Genomic DNA, 20,400 nt, shown 5'->3' on the forward strand with positions numbered 1-20,400 from the left:
ATCTAACAAATTAACCAATACTAATTCAATTTTATAATTCGGTATATTTCTTTTTTGATCCAAACGATTTCTCAACTGGATACTTTCGTTCATTTTTCTTTATTTTATCCATAACAGCTTTTTCTAGGTCAATCCCTAGTTCATGTGATAGCAGGAGTGCATAAATGACTACATCGGCAATTTCGTCTTTTATATTTTCTAAGTTTGTTTGTACAGCTTCTTCGCTGCTTTTCCACTGGAAATTTTCCAGTAGCTCTCCTGCTTCTAGGCATAATGAAATCGCTAAGTCTTTTGGGGTATGAAACTGTTTCCAATTACGCGCATCACGAAATTCAATGATTTTTTGTTGCAAGTGTTCCATTATTATTACCTCCGTCAGTGCCAATTTTCTTTAAATGTTATCGCTATCCATCAATCTCACAATCTCCTTAAACACCATCGACGGCTGTTTGAGCAAATGGTCAATCGGAAGTGTTTTGTGTTCGGTTCCTCGCGCGATGACTAGCTTCTCTCCTTCGATCTTTATGACAATGTCTTTGATTCGATACGCCTTAATTTTAGATTCCTTATCCAAGTATCGGTCATCAAGGCCAAAGCGGATGCGGTCGGACAATCTAGCATTCTCCATCATGCGAACGAAGAATTGACTCAAGGAAATAATGAAATTGTATTAGTACCGTTAATATATAGCATAGAAAATCAGCAAACAATGATTGAAAAGACGATTGATGTGGTACAACAAAAAAGCTTCACATCATTGCAGGCATCTTTACCGTTACGGATAAATTTCTCAACGAAGAATATACAAAACGGATAAGGAAGTGGCTAAAAATGAAAAAAACAGTCCAAATTTTTGAACAAGAAAAAAGAAGCGGAAAAGCAGAAAGCATTTGAATGCTAGACGTGCTTCCAATCAGCGAAATTGCTAAGCGGACAGGCTTGACCGTTGCCGAAGCGGCCGATTTGGCAAAAGAAGAAACAAATCCGCAAAAAAGAGTTTGAACAATTTCTTTTTTGGACGTCTTCCATTATAAACGGAAGCAGCAACCGTTGGACTGTCTTTCTCTGCTGTAGCAGTGAATAATTTGTCCGTTTGTTCATTTTTCGATCTATTTCGCTAATGACTCGGAAACAAGTTCCACATCAGATTTTGTGCTCGCTTCCATGCTATAGTGATAGTCCGTTTTTTTTCATTGCCTTCGATAACCGCTTCTAATGTAAAAAGAAGAATGCGGATGCTTGGCAGCCCATTCAACACCACCGTGTATCGCTTGAATGTTCGCTTCTAAAAGAAGAGAAGCATCTCCCAATAAAATCGTTTGCAGTTCTTTTCCTTGTACCACTCGGCTAAAAACGCGATACCGTCTAACGCATTCGATTTTCCGCTTGTGTTTGTTCCAATTAAAACCGTTAACGAATCAATGTATAATGTTGCATTAGAAAAATTTTCTAATTTTTATAATTAATTACTTTCAACATTCGATCACTTCCTAATCAATCAAACTTCCATTTGTCAAGCAGGTAACGGAAAAAATCCTTATAATTTGGGAACGATTGTAGCACAACCTAATGACCAAAAATACTATAATTGAAAATTGCACTATGTTTCAAGCGCTATTAAAAGAATTGGATCCCTTTCCCGTTCTTTCCCTGTTTTTTATGTAACACTTAAATAACGGCAAGATGTATAAAGCCAAGTTCTGATTATTGTGTAAAATTTCGCTCTCGGTCCAGCGAATTTAAGTCTTGGGAACATTAAACCGCTTTTTGCCGTTTCTTTTTATGCCAATCCCCAAACTTCATCACTGCACAAAGACGTTTGACATGATATTTCCCTTGATATCTAACGATCTACAATTTGGACAGATACATCAACCCCAATCACCCCAACGATTTGTTTATGATGGAAAATCGGAGATGAAATCGTGATGCAAGGGCGTTTTGTCAAAGCGGAAGTATAAATGTTGGAAACATACGTCCGGCCTTTGCTTGCTTCCATAAACCATGGACGCGCTTTCGCATTCACAAGGCCCGCAGGAGGATTAGAGTAAACGAACGTCCCGTCTAATTTGTTGGACCATATTGCTTCAACATGCGGATGTGATTGCAAAAATTCATCGAGAAATTTTTTATGTTGTTGTTGATTCATCTCATATAGCGGGCGGGATTGAAGAAGACGGAAAAGCTCTTTTTTTGTATTGTCAATGACCGTTTCATCGACATGAATGACAACGCTGGCTTCATAGTTTTTGATAAGGCTTTGCAGTTCATTGGACGTTTTTTCTAAAGCGTCGTTGATAGACATGATTTGCTCGACGTTTTGGTGCTGATGATCCATGTCTAACGCGACTTTACGCGCGTATTCCTTATTTTCCATCGCCATGTTGGAAATCGTCTTCAATAAGACCGCGATTTTTTGGACGCTTTCTGTTTGTGCGTCCACCGCTTGCGCCGAATCTCGCGGTGATATCGCTTAACTTATCTTTAAACGAATCCAAAATGCCAAGGACGTTTATCATTTCCTTTGAACCGTTTTCGATTTGTTCGGTTTCTTTCTTCACCATGCCTGTTGTCGAGGCGATTTCTTTTTGTATAACGGACAAAATTTCCCGCGTTTGTTCAACGGCTTTTGACGTTTGGCCGGCCAATTTCCCCACTTCATTCGCCACGACCGAAAAGCCTTTTCCGTGCTCTCCTGTCCTTGCCGCTTCAATGCTGGCGTGTAATGCAAGAATGCTCGTTCGTTGTGAAATAGAACCGATCGTCGAAAGAATTTGATTGATTTTTTGCGAGCGGTTCACCAAGCTATCCATTTGCTGCAGCAAAACGCGATGGCTTTCGCGCAATTGCTCCATTTCATCTTGCAGCTTTTTTAGCGCGTTCCACGAATGAACCAATTCTTCATAAAACAATTGGCTGCTCGAGTGAATTTCTTGCGAAGCCGCAGAAATTTTTAAGGCGAACGATTCAATCATTCTCATTTTTTCCGATACTTGCAGCGTGTCTTTCACCGTCTCTTCAAGGTGGCGCATCAGTTCGATCGTACTCTGTTTGCTTGACGCGGATGTTTGATTTAAGGAAACCGCCGCCAATTTCATTTGTTCGATAATTCCTTTCAACTGATCGGCCGCGACTTCGATTTGTCCCGCAGCATGTCGATCATCCCGCGAAGATGGATGATGGATATTTTTATTTTCTTCCTTTTTTAACAAATGTTTTAATACAAACATAGAAAATATCACCCTTAATGTCATATTTTATTACAAGATTATAACATATTATGATATGTACGAAAACTCTTTTCAACGGCACGTGGTGATTAAATCACGAAAATTACGAAAAAAGAAAGCCCTTCGTCTATTTTGATGACAGTCAAGGGCTCATTAAGAAATTAGTGTGCAAATTAAAACTTTTCCGCTTCCCATTCTTAATTATCTCGATTTTTCACCAAAAGAATAAAAAAATAGCAAAAGAGAGAGTTGTTTTCTAGTCATTTAATTGACTGACTAAGAACAGAATTTTCTGCAATTTGGCTATGCATCAATCATTCAAAGTACTGCAAAATCAATGCGGCTAATTCACATATCGTTTTTATGATCGTAAAACTAGAGGATCAGCTAGCAAAAAAAGGGGAAGACCAAAACGGCTTCCCCTTTTCCCATTTTTTATTTAGTTTTTATAAGCGCAATATGGACGCAGTTTGACGCCGATGAGGCTTCCAAGAAAAGCGAAAACAAACCAAACCCAGCCATGGACGCTGAAGGAAACGATGCCGCTGAAGTAAGCACCGATATTGCAGCCGAATGCAAGGCGGGCGCCGTAGCCCATCAACAAACCGCCGATGAGGGCTCCGATCGTCATGCGCGACGGGCGTCTCCATTGAATCGGTTTGGCGTACCGTCCCGCAAACGCCGCGGCAAGCAGCGCGCCAAACATTAAGCTGATATCCATCACCGTGGTCGTATCTTGGTATAACGGGCTTTTAAGCGCGTTTAATTTCGCCGGGTCTTGCCAATACGCCCATTGTGTCGGATCGACACCGAACAATTGGACGAACTTTGCCCCCCAAAGAGCGAACGCGGAAGTAATGCCCCACGGTTTGCCGCTAACGATTAATACTAAAACGTTCATGATTGCAAGCAAGATCGCGCCAACAAGAAGAGACCATGGGCCTTTATAAATCGCTTTCCAGCCGTTTTTATTTTCGATTTTCGTGGAAATTAGCTTACCGTGGCGGCGTTTTTCGATGACGGTCACGACGTAATAAACGAGCGCCAATAGCGCCAGTTGAAGGAGAAAGCCGCCGACAGCGCCAAGCTGGTGGATAAGCGAAATCGGCGCTAGATGCGGCGTGTTCATCCAAAAATCAAAATGGGTCGTTGCGATAACCGAGCCGGCGATAAACCCGATTAAGGTAACGATGCCGTTCGTATCGCCGCCGCCGATATGGTAAAGCGTGCCGGACGCGCAGCCATCGCCAAGCTGCATCCCGATCCCGAAAATAAACGCGCCGACGATGACAGAAATGCCGACATCATAAACATTGCCCGCAACCGCGTGACCGAATATCGACCCTTTCAACAGCAGCGGCATGAAGAAAACGCTCGCCACTAGCATCATGATCATTTGCGCGCGAATCCCTTCCCCTTGGCGGTACAAAATAAATTTTCGCCAAGCGGACGTAAAACCGAAATGCGCTTGATACAACACAAAACCTCCGAACGCTCCTAGCACGTACAACAGCGCTTGCTGCCAAGAAACGCGGTTATATAAAAACAAAGCGCCCCCGATCAATACGACTAACGCTACAGTGATAATAAACGAAGTCGGATTTTTCGGGGAGTTCGTTTCTTGTTTGATTTGTATATCCGTTTGTTTTTTTACAGCAATATCCAATTTATCTTCCCCCTTTTTTATTTTGATGCATTTAATAATATAACAAATTCAATTGATTTTCTAGGTTTTTGCTTATGATTTACAAGTTTTGAAATTTCATAATACTTAAGCGATGTAACCATAAAAAGAGAATACAAGAAGTTCAAGTACTAATTATGTTATGAATCCAGCAAACTGAAACCGACGAAAAATAAAAATGCTTTGCCCTGTTTCTTTTTACGCAAAGTCCCAAAGCTTCACGTAAGTGAATAAGTATAAGCATTTCTCTTTCCATTCCGCTTATTTTCTTTTACAATATAATTGACTTACAGAGAATGGAAAGGGATGCAGTGATGAGAGTTCTTGAAACATATATCGTCGCGGGATTGACGGGTTTGCTGTTTTATCATCTCCATTCCCCCATTCCGTGGATGCTTGGAGCAATTACAGGAATGCTCCTATGGAAAACGGTCGTCAAGCGAAAGGTAGCAGCACCAAAAGCGTTATCCAACAGCGGACTTGTCGTATTAGGGACGTATTTCGGACTGTCTTTTACAAAAGAAACATTGGCGACGATCGCCCCGTATATTTTTCCTTTTCTGGTTGTCGCCGTTTTATTGATTGTCATTAATATTTTTAATAGTATCGCAGTGACAAAATGGACGCACATCGATAAAGTGACAAGCGTGTTTGCATCGGTTCCCGGCGGACTGTCGGAAATGGTCGCCGCAAGCGAGTCGCTAAACGCCAACACCGCTTTAGTGACGATTTTCCAAACGATTCGTTTATTAACGGTCGTTTTTCTTGTGCCATCCATCGTCGTTTATTGGTTAAACGGCAATTCAGCGGCAAGCGTCGCGACCGCTCAGGCGGCAGCGGCTTCTTCCGATGGCCATTATGCTTGGTTTTTATTAAGCATTTTTGGAGCGCTTCTTTTACGGAACGTCATTCCGGCGGCATACGTCGTCGGACCGCTCGCCGTAACAGCAGCAATGCATGTAGTCGGAGTGAACTTGCCGTCGCTGCCCGCATGGTTGATCATTTTGGCGCAAATCAGCGTCGGAATGAACATGGGAAACCGCATTACGTTAGAAGATATAAAGCTTGGCGGAAAATTCGGCTGGGTATATTTCCTGCTCGCACTAGTGCTGATCGTCCTTTCGTTCGGATGCGGCTATTTGTTTGCGAAATTAACGAATCTCCCGCTGGCAACCGCGCTATTAAGCCTTGCGCCAGGAGGGCTTGTGGAAATGGTATTAACAGCGCAAACAGTCGGGGGAGATCCGGCAATTGTCAGCTCCTTGCAATTTGTGCGGTTTCTTCTCGTCATTATTGTTGTGCCGAACGTTTTGAAATGGGTATTTCGCAAATTCCCATCAATGGCAGAAACGTCGTGAAAAAACCGCTCTGTTTCCGTTTTGAACAGAGCGGTTTTAATAAGCATCTCCGTTCTTTCTTATTATCATCTAGCCCGCGGGCGATCGGTTCGCATTGCTTGCTCCCGCGGCACCGCTTCTTCACGGCCGCTCACTTTCAGCCCGCATGAATGCCTAACCTTTTTCATTTTCTCATTTTGCCGGTTCGTAAAATTCGATCCATTCGCCATCAGGACCAAGGAAAAACAAATATTTCGCGCCGTTTGGCAGCGTCGTAATATCTTCCCATACAAACGGGACGCCAAGCGATTGAAGACGTTCTTTTTCTTGTTCAATCCCTTCCACCGTAAACGCAACGTGGTGCACCTTTCCTTCTGTCGGCAAATTCGGATTGTATCCTTCGATTAATTCGACAATGACAGAACCGTTTAATCCTAAAAATGCCAGTTTCATCGAACCGTTTGTATGTGTCATCTCATCGAGCAAGTCTAAACCGATTACATCTTGATAAAATTTTTTCGATGTTTCGATGTCTTTTACTTGAATGCCAACGTGTTCAAATTTTTTTACCGCCATCATATTTCTCTCCTTTTTTATTATTTTTAAGATTGAGAAAATACAGCCCGCAAATATGGGGTCATATGTACGAGGAAAACTCCCTTTTTTTCTAATCCACGGAAAATACAGCGGTCAAGCGCATAAGGAGCAGCGGCTTTCCATTCTTCGACTTCCGCAAGCGTCAAAATCAAATAAAAATCTTTTCCTTGCGTATGGCCATATAGTTGAAAAAAATTCGCGTAACAGTCAAAATGAAGCACTGTCTTTTTGTCAAATTGCAACAGCTGCTTTCTTACGCAGCGGGCGACATGGGAAGCGAACAATTCTGCTTTCAAATGCGCCGCCATATAACTGCGAATCGAGTCATTTTCGCACACCCGGCATTCCCACCTCCTTCTGGACATAAAAACCCCTTTCGCCTGAATGATGCGAAAGGGGCCAGCCGTCCTTATCATCCAAAGCGAAACCGCTTTGCGGGTTGGAGCACCTTGCGAAATATGCAGGTTGCTGTGGAGTCATCGAGCCCGGTCTCTCGTCCACTCTTGATAAGACTATATGTAGTTTGTTTTTATCTTATCATGGTATCTTTGTGATGACAATCATTTTTTGTTTTCTACCATAGAAAAGAGAAGAGCAAAAGCGCCCTCCCCTTCTTTATTTGTTATTGCGCCACTTCCGGCTTTTCCGAAGTGACACCGACGTCTTTCCATTTCCAAATGAATGGGTCGATATCAGCCGAATAGTTTTTCACGCGGTTGTTGACCGCATAAATGATCGAGCGGTATAGCGTCGGAATTACTGGCACCTCTTCATTCATTAACGCTTGCCATTCGTTGTAAATTTTTTTGCGGTATTCTTTATCAAACGCTTGCTCAGAATGGCCTTTTTCAAGCAATTCATCATTTTTCTCATTTACCCAGCGAGAAAGATTAAACATGACATTGCGGCCATATAATCCATACGGATCCACATCAGTTCCTGTTGCCCATGCCGCAGCGAACACATCGACTTTCGGGTCATCGTTCTGCACCATGTCATAGAACGAATTGAATTCCGCCAAACGGCCATCAACTAGCTGCACATTCAAGCCGACGTCTTTCCAGCATTGCATATAAAACTTCGCCAGCGGCTCGGCGATGTCCCCGCCGCTCATCGAAAGAAAATTAATGGTGAATTTTTTGCCATTTGGATCTTCGCGGAAGCCGTCGCCGTCGACATCTTTATATCCAGCTTCATCCAACAATTTTTTCGCTTTTTCTGGGTCATATGTGTATCCTTTCGCATTTTTGTCATGGTAGCTTGGGAAGGATGGCGGAATGAGCGTCGTTGCCGGAAAGCGCAAACCGTGATAAAGCCTGTCTGCGACTTCCTTATTATTAATTGCATACGCCATCGCTTGGCGAAGCTTTTTGTTTTGGAATTTCGGATTATCCATCACGTTTTCTTGCTTTTCCGCATCCCAATGGCCGAGTTTAAAGCCGATGTAGTTGTAAGCTAAATCAATTTTGCCAACAAATTGAATGTTTTTCGTCCCTTTCGCGCTGACATATTGATCTGTCGGGAATTCGGCAATGTCAATTTCTCCTTTTTTGAGCGCTTGCAATACGACTTGCGGGTTAACGACTTTTAAAATAACGCCTTTTAAGTTCGGTTTTCCGTTCCAATAATCGTCGTTGCGAACGAATTCAACCGATTCGCCCGGGACGATTTTTTTCACTTTAAACGGGCCAAAGCCAATTGGATTTTTGCGGATTTTATCCGATTTCGCCAAATCTTTAATCGGGACATCTTTTAAATAATGTTTTGGCAGCGGATGTGCCCAAATGCCCGTCATTACGGACGGGTTGGCATGTTTCCACGTAATGGTTAGCGTTTTGTCGTCAATGACTTTAATTCCGGAAATTTTGTCCGCTTTTCCGCTATGGTATTCCTCCATGCCGACGATATCTTGCATGAGCGCGTCTCCGTAGCGGACGCCTGTATAATCTTTATGGCCGATGACCAAGTAAGCATATTCTAAATCTTCCGCTTTGACCGGTTCGCCGTCATGCCATTTGACATTATCTTTAATTTTGATCGTCATCGTTTTTTTGTCGTCGGAAAGCTCGTATGTCGCCGCGCCGTCGTTCGTAATTTCATAGTCTTCGTTAAAACGGAACAATGGTTCGTCGAAAAATTGCAAAACTTCAGAATCTGGATCACCTTCGTAAAATGCATAGTTCAGTGTCCCTTCAAATGGCGTATCGGACACTAATCCGTAATTCAATACACCATCTACGATTTTCCCGTCATTTTTCACAGTCATCGGGAATTTGCTAATGTCTTCCTTTTGCGCCGCCTTTGTGTCCTTGCCGTCTTTATCGTTGCTTGTAGAACTGCTGCATGCCGTCAATCCTAATAAAAAGACGGCAAACACTACGAAAAACCTCCAATGCCATGTTTTCCTCATTTTTTCTCCCCCTTTATCCTAATCGTTGTCTTGCATCAGCCGCGCGCTTTAACGCCTGGCCGATAAAATTTATGCATAACATCATTACTAAAATAAGCAATGATGCTGGTAACCAAACCCACCATTTGTTTTGCAAAACATCGGGATTCATCGCATAGCTGACAAGCGTTCCCAAACTTGGCGTGCTTTCCGGCAAGCCGAAGCCCAGATAGCTTAGTCCGGACTCAATCCCAATATTTCCGGCAAGGTTTAATGTTAAGTTTACAATAATGATCGAGCTTAAATTGGGCAAAATTTGAAAAATAATAATTTTCCAATCCGGCGTGCCAAGCGTTTTCGATGCGCTTACGTAGTCCAACTCCCGCTCCGCCAGCGTTTTCGCCCGGATAAGCCGCGCCTTTCCTGTCCATAAAAAGGCGCTCATAATAAGAATAAACGTAAAAATATTATATTTAGGCACAATCGCCACAAATACAATCACAAACATTAAAAATGGCAGCACAAGGATAAAATCGATAATGCGCATGATCATGTTGTCAATCACTCCGCCAAAATATCCGGCGATAAGGCCAACGGTAAGCCCTATCAAACCAGTGATCAGCGTAATCGCCAAACCAATGGTAAATGAGTTTCTCGCACCAATAATAAGCTGTCCGAAAATATCCCTTCCCCCGTAATCCGTGCCAAGCCAATGCTCCGCGGACGGCGGAGAGTAAATGGCCAGCAGGTCCACCTTGACAATTTCGTCTTGGTCTAGTAGTAGCGAAGCGCCATACACGACGATCAAAATCAAGGAAAGAAGAATGAGAGAACCGAGAGCGAGCTTATCCTTCACCAATTCACGCCACATAATAGAAAGGCTTGAAGGGCTTTTTTCATTTTGTCCATGGACCAATTGTGGATCGCCTAGTTCTGCTTTCATCATTATGTCCCCCCATCCATTACTCAATGCGAATCCGCGGATCAACAGCGCTTAAAATAATGTCGGACAAAAGCGTCCCGATTAACGTAGCAAGGCCGGAAATCATCACAAGCGCGGTGACGACGCTGTAATCCCGCTGCAAAATCGACTGCAAAAACAACTGCCCTATTCCCGGATAACTAAAAATGGACTCGAGAAAAATCGATCCGCCAATTAATCCGGTAATCTCATACCCTAAGAAAGCGGCAATTGGCAAAAATGAATTTCGCAAAATATGACGCCAATAAATGCTTGATTCTGGCACTCCTTTTGCACGTGCGGTTTTAACAAAGTCCTTCACCTTTGTATCGATAATTTCACTGCGCAAATATTGAATTGTCCCAACGGTGTTGATCAACGCCCCAGACAGGGCAGGAAGCAAAAGATGGTTCAGCTTGCTTAAATAATAGGCAAACGTGCCCTTTTCGACTTGAATATCGACGCTTCCCCCCGTCGGAAACCATCCTAGCTTGAATCCGAAAATAAACAACATAATTAACGCAAAAATAAACAGCGGGGTGGCAAAGCTGACGTAGCTGTACCCAACGATTAATTTATCCGCCCAAGAGTCGGTCCATCTTCCCGAAACAATTCCTAAAGGAATCGCGATCATGTACGTTAATATTAAGATCGCCGCAGACAGCAAAACCGTATTCCACATTCGCCCGGCCAGCAAATCGTTGACAGGCTGCTTATGAATATAGGATATGCCAAGATCCCCTTGCAGCAAATTTTTCATCCAGCGCGCATATTGAACGTGCACCGGATCATTGAGCCCGAGCTTTTCTTTCATTTCCTCGAGCGTTTGCGCATCCATTTTTGGATTGCTCGCCAGCTGTCCTGTCAATGCATCCCCAGGCATCGCCTTTGCCAACAAAAATACGAGAACACTTAAAAGAAATAGCTGCGGGATCATAATGATGATTCGTCGCAATATAAATTTCAGCATCGTGTCGTCTTCCTCTCTTTACGGAATGGCAACGGAATGCGTCTTGGAAATTTTCTTTAACGGATACACCCTTCCTTCATCATCAAAATAGCGATGGTACGACTGTTTGTATTCCTTTTCGACCTCTTCACGGAGCTGAAGCTGCTGCTTTCTCTGCCGCGGGTCTGCGTTTGGAATCGCGGAAAGGAGGCGCTTTGTGTAAATGTGCTGCGGATGATGAAAAATTTCCTCACTCGTTCCTTCTTCGACAAACCTGCCGCGGTACATAATCCCGATGCGATCGCACATATGGCGGATAATGCCTAAGTCATGGCTAATAAATAAATATGTAAGCTGAAATTCTTTTTGAATCTCTTTCATAAAATTCAGCACTTGCGCCTGCACCGATACATCCAGCGCAGATACTGGCTCATCGGCAATAATGAGCTTCGGATTGAGCGTAAGCGCTCGCGCAATGCCGATCCGCTGCCGCTGCCCTCCGGAAAACTCATGCGGATATTTGTAAATCGACTCCGGGTTTAATCCTACCCTTTCGATAAAATATTGCACTTTCCGTTTTTCTTCCTGCGGCGATAGCTTTTCAAAATTGCGGATCGGTTCGGCAATAATATCGAGCACTCGTTTGCGTGGATTAAGCGACGAATACGGGTCTTGAAAGATCATTTGAATGTCTTTCCGGTACGGATAAAACTGCCGGCGGCTTAGTTTCGTCAAATCGGTGCCCTCCAATAAAATTTCCCCCGCCGTTGCTTTAATGAGCCCGATAATCGTGCGGCCCGTCGTCGTTTTTCCGCATCCTGACTCCCCGACAAGCCCGTATGTTTCTCCTCTCCTTAACTCAAAGCTGATATCATCGACCGCCTTCACATAATCGACGATGCGGCGGAAAAACCCTCCGCGCACCGGATAATACACTTTTAAATGATTTACTTTAAGAAATGCCATAGCCCACGTCCCCTATATGATCATCTGGAAAATAGAAATGTTGATAACATGTGCAACGAACCCAATGTCCCGGCTCGACTTCTCGCAAAATCGGATTTGCTTCATGTTTGGACTTATCAATCCAGCTGATTCGCGATTGGAATCGGCAGCCTGTCCGCGGCATCTTTTGCAAGGAAGGAACGATTCCTTGAATGACATGAAGTTTTTCCTTGCGGGTTTGTGCGGACGGAATCGACTGCAGTAATGAACGTGTATACGGATGAAGCGGATGATGGAATAACGTTTCCACATCAGCCAATTCAACAATTTCTCCCGCGTACATGACAGCGACGCGATCGGCCATTTCGGCAACTACTCCTAAATCATGGGTAATTAAAATAATGCCGGTTTTCATTTGCTGCTGGAGCTCTTTTAATAATCCCATAATTTGCGCTTGAATCGTTACGTCCAAGGCGGTTGTCGGCTCATCCGCAATAATGAGCGACGGTTCGCAAGCGATGGCGATCGCAATCACCACCCGTTGTCTCATCCCTCCTGAAAGCTCATGGGGATAGCGATAATATGTTTTTTCCGGATTTGGAATGCCGACACGCTTTAATAGTTCTAACGTGCGTTGTCGTTTTTCCGCTGCGGACAATTTCGTATGATAATCCATTCCCTCTTCGATTTGCCGTCCTATCGTCATCAACGGGTTCAATGCCGTTAACGGATCTTGGAAAATCATTCCGATCTCTTTTCCACGAATTTTGTTCAACTGTGAAGGAGATAACGATAATAAATTCGTCCCTTTAAATGTAATGCTTCCTTCCAGTTTTGTCTTTTGCGGCGGATGCAACCCCATCACTGCAAGCGCCAAAGCGCTTTTTCCGCACCCCGACTCACCGACAATCGCCACCACTTCGTTTTCATTCACCGTAAGGGAAACATCATCAACCGCTGCATAATATTGATCTTGAATTCGAAACGAAACGCGTAAATGATCTATTTCTAAAATTGGCTTGCCGGTCAATGTATTCTCCCCTTTGCACATAATTTTAACAATATTTTTATTAAATACAATTTTATTATAATATTATATTTTATATATTTTTAGAATTCAATTGTTTTTTTCTTATTTTTGTTGATTATTTAGCACATAGTTTTATTTTATATTAAGAAAACACATAGTATTTCATTGCAGAATAACAGAACATTTTTAAAAATGCCGCATGGCACTATAAGAATATATGCCATTATTCTACTTTTTCTACAAAAATAATATGAAGATCGATCATTACTCTATTTTTTCGACAAAAATTAACATTAAGTATTGATTATGATTCGACATTTTTATGAAACTGGTCGGTACAGCGGCGATGGAGATCAGGCAAATCCCCGTTTATGCCGCCAGTGCCGCTAAAAAGCAAAAACGCTTTTTGCATCATTCCCGTGCTTTAACCGTTGGGATTTGCTTTTATAAGCGCAAAGGTGCTTTTGCGCAAATAAAAAAGAGGCCCTCTTTTTGAAGAAGAGCCCCTTTTTCGCATTTACTTAAACGCTATGGCGGCTTTTACGGCTTTTTTCCAACCGTCATATAGCTTTTCCTGTTTCTCTTTTGCCATTTTCGGTTCGAATTGGCGTTCCAATTGCCATTGCGTGGCGATTTCTTTCCGGTCTTTCCAATAGCCGACAGCAAGGCCTGCTAAATATGCTGCGCCAAGCGCCGTCGTTTCGTTGATGACCGGACGCTCTACCGGAACGCCGAGCATATCGCTTTGGAATTGCATTAAAAAATTGTTTTTCACCGCCCCGCCGTCAACGCGCAACGTTTTTAACGCGATGCCAGAATCGGCTTCCATCGCTGTTAATACGTCTTTTGTTTGGTATGCAAGCGATTCTAATGTTGCACGGATGAAATGTTCTTTTGTCGTCCCACGCGTCAAGCCAAATACGGCGCCGCGCACATCGCTGTCCCAATACGGGGTTCCGAGACCGACAAACGCCGGCACGACATAAACGCCATCGGTGGAATCGACTTTTTCCGCGTACGTTTCACTATCTGACGCCTGCTTAATCATGCGCAGCCCGTCGCGAAGCCATTGAATCGCCGATCCAGCGACAAAAATGCTTCCTTCTAACGCGTATTCGACTTTCCCATCGATCCCCCATGCGATCGTCGTCAACAGCCCGTGTTTCGACTGCACCGCTTTTCCGCCTGTGTTCATCAGCATAAAGCAGCCAGTTCCGTATGTGTTTTTCGCCATTCCTTCCTCAAAGCACGCTTGCCCAAACAGCGCCGCTTGCTGGTCGCCGGCCGCTCCGGCGATTGGCACTTCGACGCCAAAAAAATGATGCGGTATCGTTTTGGCGTACACTTCCGAAGACGGGCGCACTTCTGGAAGCATCGACTTCGGAATGCCTAAAATCGTTAAAATTTCTTCATCCCACTGCAATGTATGAATATTAAACAAAAGCGTCCGCGAAGCGTTGGAATAATCTGTCACATGCGCGCGTCCGCCAGAAAGCTTCCAAATCAGCCATGTGTCGACCGTGCCGAACAATAAATCCCCTTTTTCCGCTTTTTCGCGCGCTCCTTCCACGTTGTCCAAAATCCATTTTACTTTTGTTCCGGAAAAATAAGGATCAATTAATAAACCGGTCTTCTCGCGGAACAAGTCATCATATCCTTGTTGTTTCAACTGTTCGCAAATATCGGCCGTTTGCCGCGATTGCCAAACGATTGCGTTATAAATCGGCAGCCCCGTACGTTTGTCCCATACGACCGTTGTTTCCCGCTGGTTCGTAATGCCGATTGCCGCTACTTGTTCTGGCTTGATCGATGTCTCTGATAAAACGGTGGCAATGACCGCCAAAATCGATCCCCAAATTTCATTCGCATTGTGTTCAACCCAGCCCGGCTTTGGAAAATATTGCGTAAACTCCCGCTGCGAAATATGAACGATTTCTCCTTTTTGATTGAACAAAATCGCGCGCGAACTTGTCGTTCCTTGGTCAAGCGATAAAATGTACCGTTCCACCACAATTCCTCCCCCTAATTACATAAAAACATTTTTCGGTTTGTGATAGCTATTCGATGTTTTTCCTTGCCAAATAAACGCAAGCGTGAGCACCGCCGCAATTGCAATAAGCACATACCAAAAAGCAGATGTCATTTTTCCGAGAAAAACAGCTTTATAAAACAAGCCGCCAAACGAACCGCCAAGAATCGGCCCGACAATCGGAACCCATGCGTAAGACCAATTAGACGGTCCTTTTCCCGGTATCGGGAGCAGAAAATGAGCGATACGCGGTCCTAAATCGCGCGCAGGGTTGATGGCATACCCTGTCGTTCCGCCGAGGGAAAGGCCAATGGCAACAATAAGAAACCCGACGATGAACGGATTTAACCCGTCGGCAAATTTATTGGCGCCGATTGCTAAAACACCGAGCACTAATACAAATGTGCCGATCATTTCACTTATTAAGTTCGCAAAATAGTTTGGAACAGCCGGACTTGTCGCAAATACGCCAAGCTTTACGCTAGGGTCATCTGTTTCTTTCCAGTGCGGCAAATAATGAAGATACACGACGACTGCGCCGATCATTGCGCCAAGCATTTGCGCAACAATGTATTTTGGCACATCCCCCCATGGAAAATCACCGTTAAACGCTAAAGCGAGCGTCAACGCTGGATTCAAATGGGCTCCGCTAAATGGACCGACCGCGTATACCGCCACCGCTACGGCCAGCCCCCATCCCATTGCAATCACGATCCAGCCGGAGTTTTGTGCAAATGATTTTTTTAAGTTGACACCTGCGCAAACCCCGCCACCTAAAATAATAAGTAATGCGGTGCCGACAACTTCAGCCGCAAACGACGTCATCCTTTGTCCCCCTTGTCATTCGCTTTTGTAATCGCTTGGTTTTGCCCCTTCGAAGGGAAACGGCGTCCTTTGTGTCGTGCCAGAAAAGACAAAAACCCACACATCTTCCCTCATCGCACTAGGGAATAATGTGTGGGTCTCCGACATCTCCGCCACAATTATTAACTTGATTATAGGATAAACAAAAATGTAAGCGTTGTCAATAGATTTTTCGCCGTTTTTATTTCGGCAAAATTTGAATATAGTCAAAGTCTAGCGTATCGACCGCATCTTCAATATCCAAGCGGGTAATAAACCGGTACGAAACGCCGGGCTGCGAAGGCGGAAGTGAATCTGGTATTCGGTACGTAAACGGTATTTCTTTTCTTTGCCCTGCCTCGATCAAAAATGTTCCCGCAATCGGAATCGTCGCGATGACTGTATCGACTTCTTTCCGATCGCGCAACGTTTTTTGGACAAATTCCACATCCAGTTTTTCAATTTTTTGTTCCACTGTGCCACCGCAAATATGAAGAATCCCTTCGATGCATTCTCCCGGTTGAAATGCAGTTTTATTTAAAATCAAATCGACATACGCCGATCCGACTCCGAGTCTTGACATCATTTTGCGCAACAACATACGATACACCTCTTATTTTTATATTTATTCCGCCATCATATAGTACGATGCGAAAAGAAAGTTTGTTTCATTATTGTCCATAAAAATAAACAGACTTGTGCCTTATTTTCGGCAAAAGTCTGTTTTCACTATATTATGCGTCAATGCTACTTACACAGTAAGTTTATATAGCATTCCTGCACATTTGTCAACTATTATTCATACACGTTTTCATTTTCAATAATGTAATCAATGCGAATGATTGGAATATCGCGATTTTCGACTTCTGCCACAATCAAACCAACGCGGTCATTATAAATGCAAAACGTTTCTTGCCCTTTTTTAAACGCCGTTTCACCGTAGGAAAGAACCATGTTGTAAATTTTGTTATCAGAAAAATACCGCCGGCTAACCCTATTTCCTAAACGAACGATCACTTCTTTACCCGCGATTTTTCCGCGGTACATCACACCCATCCCCCTTTGCGTCCCTACTATTCAATGTATGGCAAATTTCTTCCACACATTCTTACTTTTTTGCTTTCTATGTAAACCATTGACAGTTTTTCTGCAACATTTTGTAATTTTTTTCTGAATTTCATCGTCTTTTTCTTGACGATGCCCTTACATTAGTGTATAGTAAAGTCATCATATAACAGAATATATTTCAGGCATTCAGCGTGTTCGTCCACCTTAGATTGCTGTGAAGTATATTCCGTTATTTGATAAAAATCTTTAAGTTAGCCTAAAGGCTAAAGGTATTAGGAGGAATTCAGTATTATGCAACGCGGTAAAGTAAAATGGTTTAACAATGAGAAAGGTTATGGTTTTATCGAAGTGGAAGGCGGTTCTGACGTATTCGTTCACTTCACAGCGATCCAAGGTGAAGGGTTCAAAACTTTAGAAGAGGGTCAAGAAGTTTCTTTCGAAATCGTGCAAGGAAACCGCGGACCACAAGCTGCTAACGTTGTAAAACTATAAAGCGTTCGTTGATATAAACGAAAAGAACGTAAGCGGAACAAAAAGACCGGCAATGCGCCGGTCTTTTTGCTTTTTATATGCATATTTCCTGATACTCGACAGACACTATTCGCTAGGAGGTGTTTTCTGAATGGAACACGGTATTCATTCCGGTTATAACGATTTAAAACAAGTAGAAATGTTTGTCAAAACAGCAGAAAAAATGGTAGGTCAGGCGACGATGGGCTTGGACAAAGACATGCTTGAAGGCGCCAAACAAGCGGTCGCCAACGCGCATGCCCAGCTTTCCCGCGCCCGCCGGCAAGCAACCGGCGTCGATGAAGAATTTTTATCGCATTATGAGCAGAAGCTTGCCAATGCCGAACACCAATTAAACGAGGCGTTGCGCTGAACAACGCGTTAAAAAAAGGGGCTTCCTTTCTTCTTTGCGAAGTCCCCTTTTCAGCTATTTTGTCGAGCGGGAAGTCGTCGCCAGCAACATAGCTCCGTACTGCCGCATTTTCTCTCCAACCGTGCATTGGTTAATACAGAAAGATTGCGCGTACGTTTTGCCGTATTCTTTTCGAAACGTGCTCTTTAAAAAGCATCCTTCGCAATACGTTTGATGCAACTCGTTCAGTTTGTCTAATATTTCCTTTCGTTTGTTTGCCTTTTTCTCTCTCATTTCATGCCTACCCTTCCTCCGTAAGTTCCATCATGCTGGTAATCGTTTGGCCTTCCAGCGCTTGACGAGCGAGCTGGTCAGCCTCTTTATTTTGTTTGCGTGAAATCGGCTCATAAATTGGCTGAATTCCCAGTTCGTTGATTTTTTCTTCAATGCGGTCCAACCATGCGTTATAGTCATCTTCCAAACATGGCCAATCACCGGCTAGCTGCTTCAGCACAACGTGCGAATCGCCGCGGAAAATAACAGGCAAATGATGGACGCCGAGTTCCTCAAGCGTTTGCATTAAAAACCAGAACGCGGCGTATTCCGCTTCGTTATTCGACTTTAGCGCATCAAGCTGGCGGTTGGCGCGAAATCGATATTGTTCGTTGTTTTGTTTATAGTAAATCACCACTCCGACTCCGGCCTGCGACGTGTCGTTGTCAAAACCGCCATCAAAATAAGCAATGACATCATGCGGTTCTGTTTCTATTTCTTTTAGTAGCTTGTTTAATTCTTTTTTCGACCATGCAACATTATTGACGTCAATAAAACACAGTTTTTTGACGCGGCCCGTTTTTTCAAAATCTTCTGCTAATCGGAGAGCTTCATCAGCAGGTAAAAAATCGGAGGTAAGCACTACCTCGCCTTTTTTCGGCGTAATATACGTCCACTCGATCATGACGTCCAAGCCATCGTCACCCTTCCGTAATCAATTCCGTGTACAATCTATACTTTCATTTTTATTATACAATATAGTGAAAAAAACATGTGAAGCAACGATTTTTGATTAATTTTTGAAAGTTATGTAAAAACCACAAAAATCAATTCGTTTTTCGATGATCCAAGAAGTACTGGGCAGCGATCTTTTTTCTTTATTATTATGCAGATTTTCCTGCTGTATCAATGTTTTTTGTACGTGTCTTCCACCGCCCATTTTTGTAAAAAAGTATGTCCTTTTTCGGCAAATTATGGTACACTACCGTTCGATTGCATGGAAAATAAAGAATAGTGAAGCAAACGGGGGGATTGGCTTGAAAAAAAGATTGGTAGCTGACGCCAGCCTTCTTGCCGTCACGTTCGTCTGGGGAACAACATTCGTTGTTGTGCAAAACGCGCTCGCTTTTCTTGAGCCGCTTTCTTTTAATGCGGTTCGTTTTAGTCTAGCAGGATTGTTTTTACTTGCATGGCTGGTTATTTTCCACCGCTCTCTTTTTCGCCATTATACATTGCCGCTTATCCGCGCCGGTATATGGATGGGGCTTTGGTTATTTAGCGGCTATGCGTTGCAAACGATCGGCTTGCTGTATACGACCTCGTCAAAAGCAGGATTTATCACTGGGCTCAGCGTCGTACTCGTGCCGTTATTTTCTTTTCTTTTTCTTAAACAAAAGCCATCGGTCAATGCCATCATTGGTGCGGTGACGGCAGCAGCCGGCCTCTATTTTTTAACGATTGGCGACAGCAAGTGGACATTCAACCGTGGAGATGTACTTGTCTTTTTTTGCGCGATTTCGTTTGCGATGCACATTATTGTGACGGGAAAATATTCGGCACACTATTCGTCCGTGTTATTGACAATGACGCAAATTTTCACCGTGGCGGCGATGTGTACGATTTTCGCGTTTCTTTTTGAAGACGAAACACAAATATGGAATGCGGCAATTTTGCAAAAGCGAGAAGTATGGACGGCGCTTCTCATTACGTCATTGCTTGCGACAACGGCGGCGTTTTTCATTCAAACAAACTTTCAAAAATATACGACGGCCACTCGTGTCGCCCTTATTTTTGCGATGGAACCGGTATTTGCGGCGATTACCGCGTACATATGGGCGGGAGAACGGCTAACGGCTTCTGCGCTCATCGGCTGCATCGGCATTTTGTTCGGAATGATTTTCGCGGAACTTCCCGCTGCGTTCATATTCAAAAAATGGTGGCGCGCGAAACGGCGTGTAATGCACTAAATTTTTGCAATATTTGAATTAGGGACGCTTTTTGGTGTCTTTTTATATTTTGCGCGATAACGGAAACACTATATTCGGAGGTGAGAGCGCGATGGCGAAGGATGGCGGCAAAAATCGCGGGACAAAAGCCCCTGGCGTCAATCCACAAGGATTCGGTCAAGATGCGTCATTCACCCCGGATCCGAAAAGCAAACTAGAAAATGCGGCAAAAAAAGCGAATACAAAATAATAAAGCA

The 20,400-nt window shown here is 43.6% G+C and carries 22 protein-coding genes, 1 pseudogene and 1 riboswitch; of the genes and pseudogenes, 6 read left to right on the forward strand and 17 right to left on the reverse strand.

Annotation, left to right across the window (positions count from 1 at the left end; all coding sequences use genetic code 11):
* Positions 1-31 precede the first annotated feature (31 nt).
* The 4 genes and pseudogenes from MWM02_RS12345 to MWM02_RS12365 all read right to left on the reverse strand — a co-directional run bounded on the left by MWM02_RS12345 (position 32) and on the right by MWM02_RS12365 (position 4,896).
* Entirely contained in the window at positions 32-361 is a 330-nt protein-coding gene (locus MWM02_RS12345; RefSeq protein WP_064550882.1) for a nucleotide pyrophosphohydrolase, read from the reverse strand.
* 30 nt (positions 362-391) lie between these two features.
* Positions 392-613: a hypothetical protein gene (locus MWM02_RS12350; RefSeq protein ID WP_244402144.1), complete on the reverse strand. Its 222-nt coding sequence runs from the start codon at positions 611-613 to the stop codon at positions 392-394.
* 1,230 nt (positions 614-1,843) lie between these two features.
* Positions 1,844-3,230, reverse strand: a pseudogene (locus MWM02_RS19680) (methyl-accepting chemotaxis protein).
* Positions 3,231-3,669: 439 nt separating this feature from the next.
* Positions 3,670-4,896 carry a YeeE/YedE family protein gene (locus MWM02_RS12365; protein ID WP_064550884.1) on the reverse strand — a complete coding sequence of 409 codons (1,227 nt, stop codon included), beginning with the start codon at positions 4,894-4,896 and terminating at the stop codon, positions 3,670-3,672.
* A gap of 332 nt (positions 4,897-5,228) precedes the next feature.
* On the opposite strand from MWM02_RS12365, the gene MWM02_RS12370 reads away from it, so the two are divergent.
* Positions 5,229-6,272, forward strand: a complete 1,044-nt coding sequence (locus MWM02_RS12370) for an AbrB family transcriptional regulator (protein ID WP_064550885.1) — start codon at positions 5,229-5,231, stop codon at positions 6,270-6,272.
* A 171-nt stretch (positions 6,273-6,443) separates the two neighbouring features.
* Here MWM02_RS12370 and MWM02_RS12375 read toward each other — a convergent pair whose 3' ends face one another.
* The 7 genes from MWM02_RS12375 to MWM02_RS12405 all read right to left on the reverse strand — a co-directional run bounded on the left by MWM02_RS12375 (position 6,444) and on the right by MWM02_RS12405 (position 13,143).
* Positions 6,444-6,827, reverse strand: coding sequence for a VOC family protein (locus MWM02_RS12375; protein WP_064550886.1), 384 nt, complete (start codon positions 6,825-6,827; stop codon positions 6,444-6,446).
* Between the two features lie 26 nt (positions 6,828-6,853).
* Positions 6,854-7,186, reverse strand: a complete 333-nt coding sequence (locus MWM02_RS12380; RefSeq protein WP_244402147.1) for a hypothetical protein — start codon at positions 7,184-7,186, stop codon at positions 6,854-6,856.
* Positions 7,187-7,254: 68 nt separating this feature from the next.
* Positions 7,255-7,361, reverse strand: a riboswitch (SAM riboswitch).
* Between the two features lie 109 nt (positions 7,362-7,470).
* On the reverse strand, positions 7,471-9,258 hold the full coding sequence (gene opp4A, locus MWM02_RS12385; RefSeq protein ID WP_244402148.1) for an oligopeptide ABC transporter substrate-binding protein: 1,788 nt from the start codon (positions 9,256-9,258) through the stop codon (positions 7,471-7,473).
* 13 nt (positions 9,259-9,271) lie between these two features.
* Positions 9,272-10,180: an ABC transporter permease gene (locus MWM02_RS12390; RefSeq protein WP_064551279.1), complete on the reverse strand. Its 909-nt coding sequence runs from the start codon at positions 10,178-10,180 to the stop codon at positions 9,272-9,274.
* A gap of 19 nt (positions 10,181-10,199) precedes the next feature.
* A complete protein-coding gene (opp4B, locus tag MWM02_RS12395; RefSeq protein ID WP_064550889.1) occupies positions 10,200-11,168 on the reverse strand; it encodes an oligopeptide ABC transporter permease in 969 nt (322 codons plus the stop codon).
* Positions 11,169-11,186: 18 nt separating this feature from the next.
* Positions 11,187-12,113: an ABC transporter ATP-binding protein gene (locus MWM02_RS12400; protein ID WP_244402149.1), complete on the reverse strand. Its 927-nt coding sequence runs from the start codon at positions 12,111-12,113 to the stop codon at positions 11,187-11,189.
* Positions 12,100-13,143, reverse strand: a complete 1,044-nt coding sequence (locus tag MWM02_RS12405; protein ID WP_064550891.1) for an ABC transporter ATP-binding protein — start codon at positions 13,141-13,143, stop codon at positions 12,100-12,102. Before MWM02_RS12405 ends, MWM02_RS12400 begins: the two co-directional genes overlap by 14 nt.
* 301 nt (positions 13,144-13,444) lie before the next feature.
* On the opposite strand from MWM02_RS12405, the gene MWM02_RS12410 reads away from it, so the two are divergent.
* On the forward strand, positions 13,445-13,618 hold the full coding sequence (locus MWM02_RS12410) for a hypothetical protein (protein ID WP_244402150.1): 174 nt from the start codon (positions 13,445-13,447) through the stop codon (positions 13,616-13,618).
* A 21-nt stretch (positions 13,619-13,639) separates the two neighbouring features.
* On the opposite strand, the gene glpK is transcribed toward MWM02_RS12410, so the two are convergent.
* From glpK to MWM02_RS12430, 4 genes are all read right to left on the reverse strand, one after another.
* A complete protein-coding gene (glpK, locus tag MWM02_RS12415; RefSeq protein WP_244402151.1) occupies positions 13,640-15,130 on the reverse strand; it encodes a glycerol kinase GlpK in 1,491 nt (496 codons plus the stop codon).
* An 18-nt stretch (positions 15,131-15,148) separates the two neighbouring features.
* Positions 15,149-15,976, reverse strand: a complete 828-nt coding sequence (locus MWM02_RS12420) for an MIP/aquaporin family protein (protein ID WP_064550892.1) — start codon at positions 15,974-15,976, stop codon at positions 15,149-15,151.
* 220 nt (positions 15,977-16,196) lie between these two features.
* On the reverse strand, positions 16,197-16,595 hold the full coding sequence (locus MWM02_RS12425) for a sporulation protein (protein WP_064550893.1): 399 nt from the start codon (positions 16,593-16,595) through the stop codon (positions 16,197-16,199).
* 194 nt (positions 16,596-16,789) lie between these two features.
* Complete coding sequence (locus tag MWM02_RS12430) at positions 16,790-17,041, reverse strand: hypothetical protein (RefSeq protein WP_064550894.1); 252 nt, start codon at positions 17,039-17,041, stop codon at positions 16,790-16,792.
* 312 nt (positions 17,042-17,353) lie between these two features.
* Between MWM02_RS12430 and cspD the strand changes: the two genes are divergently transcribed.
* Together cspD and MWM02_RS12440 are read left to right on the forward strand one after the other, a co-directional pair.
* Positions 17,354-17,554, forward strand: a complete 201-nt coding sequence (gene cspD / locus MWM02_RS12435; protein ID WP_003251474.1) for a cold-shock protein CspD — start codon at positions 17,354-17,356, stop codon at positions 17,552-17,554.
* A gap of 130 nt (positions 17,555-17,684) precedes the next feature.
* Positions 17,685-17,945, forward strand: a complete 261-nt coding sequence (locus tag MWM02_RS12440) for a DUF2564 family protein (RefSeq protein ID WP_064550895.1) — start codon at positions 17,685-17,687, stop codon at positions 17,943-17,945.
* A gap of 54 nt (positions 17,946-17,999) precedes the next feature.
* Here the strand turns inward: MWM02_RS12440 and MWM02_RS12445 are convergent, their stop codons facing one another.
* Positions 18,000-18,218 carry a zinc-finger domain-containing protein gene (locus tag MWM02_RS12445; RefSeq protein ID WP_064550896.1) on the reverse strand — a complete coding sequence of 73 codons (219 nt, stop codon included), beginning with the start codon at positions 18,216-18,218 and terminating at the stop codon, positions 18,000-18,002.
* 7 nt (positions 18,219-18,225) lie between these two features.
* Entirely contained in the window at positions 18,226-18,891 is a 666-nt protein-coding gene (locus tag MWM02_RS12450; RefSeq protein WP_244402152.1) for a ribonuclease H family protein, read from the reverse strand.
* A 343-nt stretch (positions 18,892-19,234) separates the two neighbouring features.
* On the opposite strand from MWM02_RS12450, the gene MWM02_RS12455 reads away from it, so the two are divergent.
* Both MWM02_RS12455 and sspL read left to right on the forward strand, forming a co-directional pair.
* On the forward strand, positions 19,235-20,164 hold the full coding sequence (locus tag MWM02_RS12455; RefSeq protein ID WP_244402153.1) for a DMT family transporter: 930 nt from the start codon (positions 19,235-19,237) through the stop codon (positions 20,162-20,164).
* Between the two features lie 91 nt (positions 20,165-20,255).
* Positions 20,256-20,393, forward strand: coding sequence for a small, acid-soluble spore protein L (sspL, locus tag MWM02_RS12460; protein WP_064550899.1), 138 nt, complete (start codon positions 20,256-20,258; stop codon positions 20,391-20,393).
* Positions 20,394-20,400: the final 7 nt, after the last annotated feature.

Origin of the sequence: Parageobacillus sp. KH3-4, assembly GCF_022846435.1 — a bacterium.
GTDB classification, from domain to species: Bacteria; Bacillota; Bacilli; order Bacillales; family Anoxybacillaceae; genus Parageobacillus; species Parageobacillus thermoglucosidasius_A.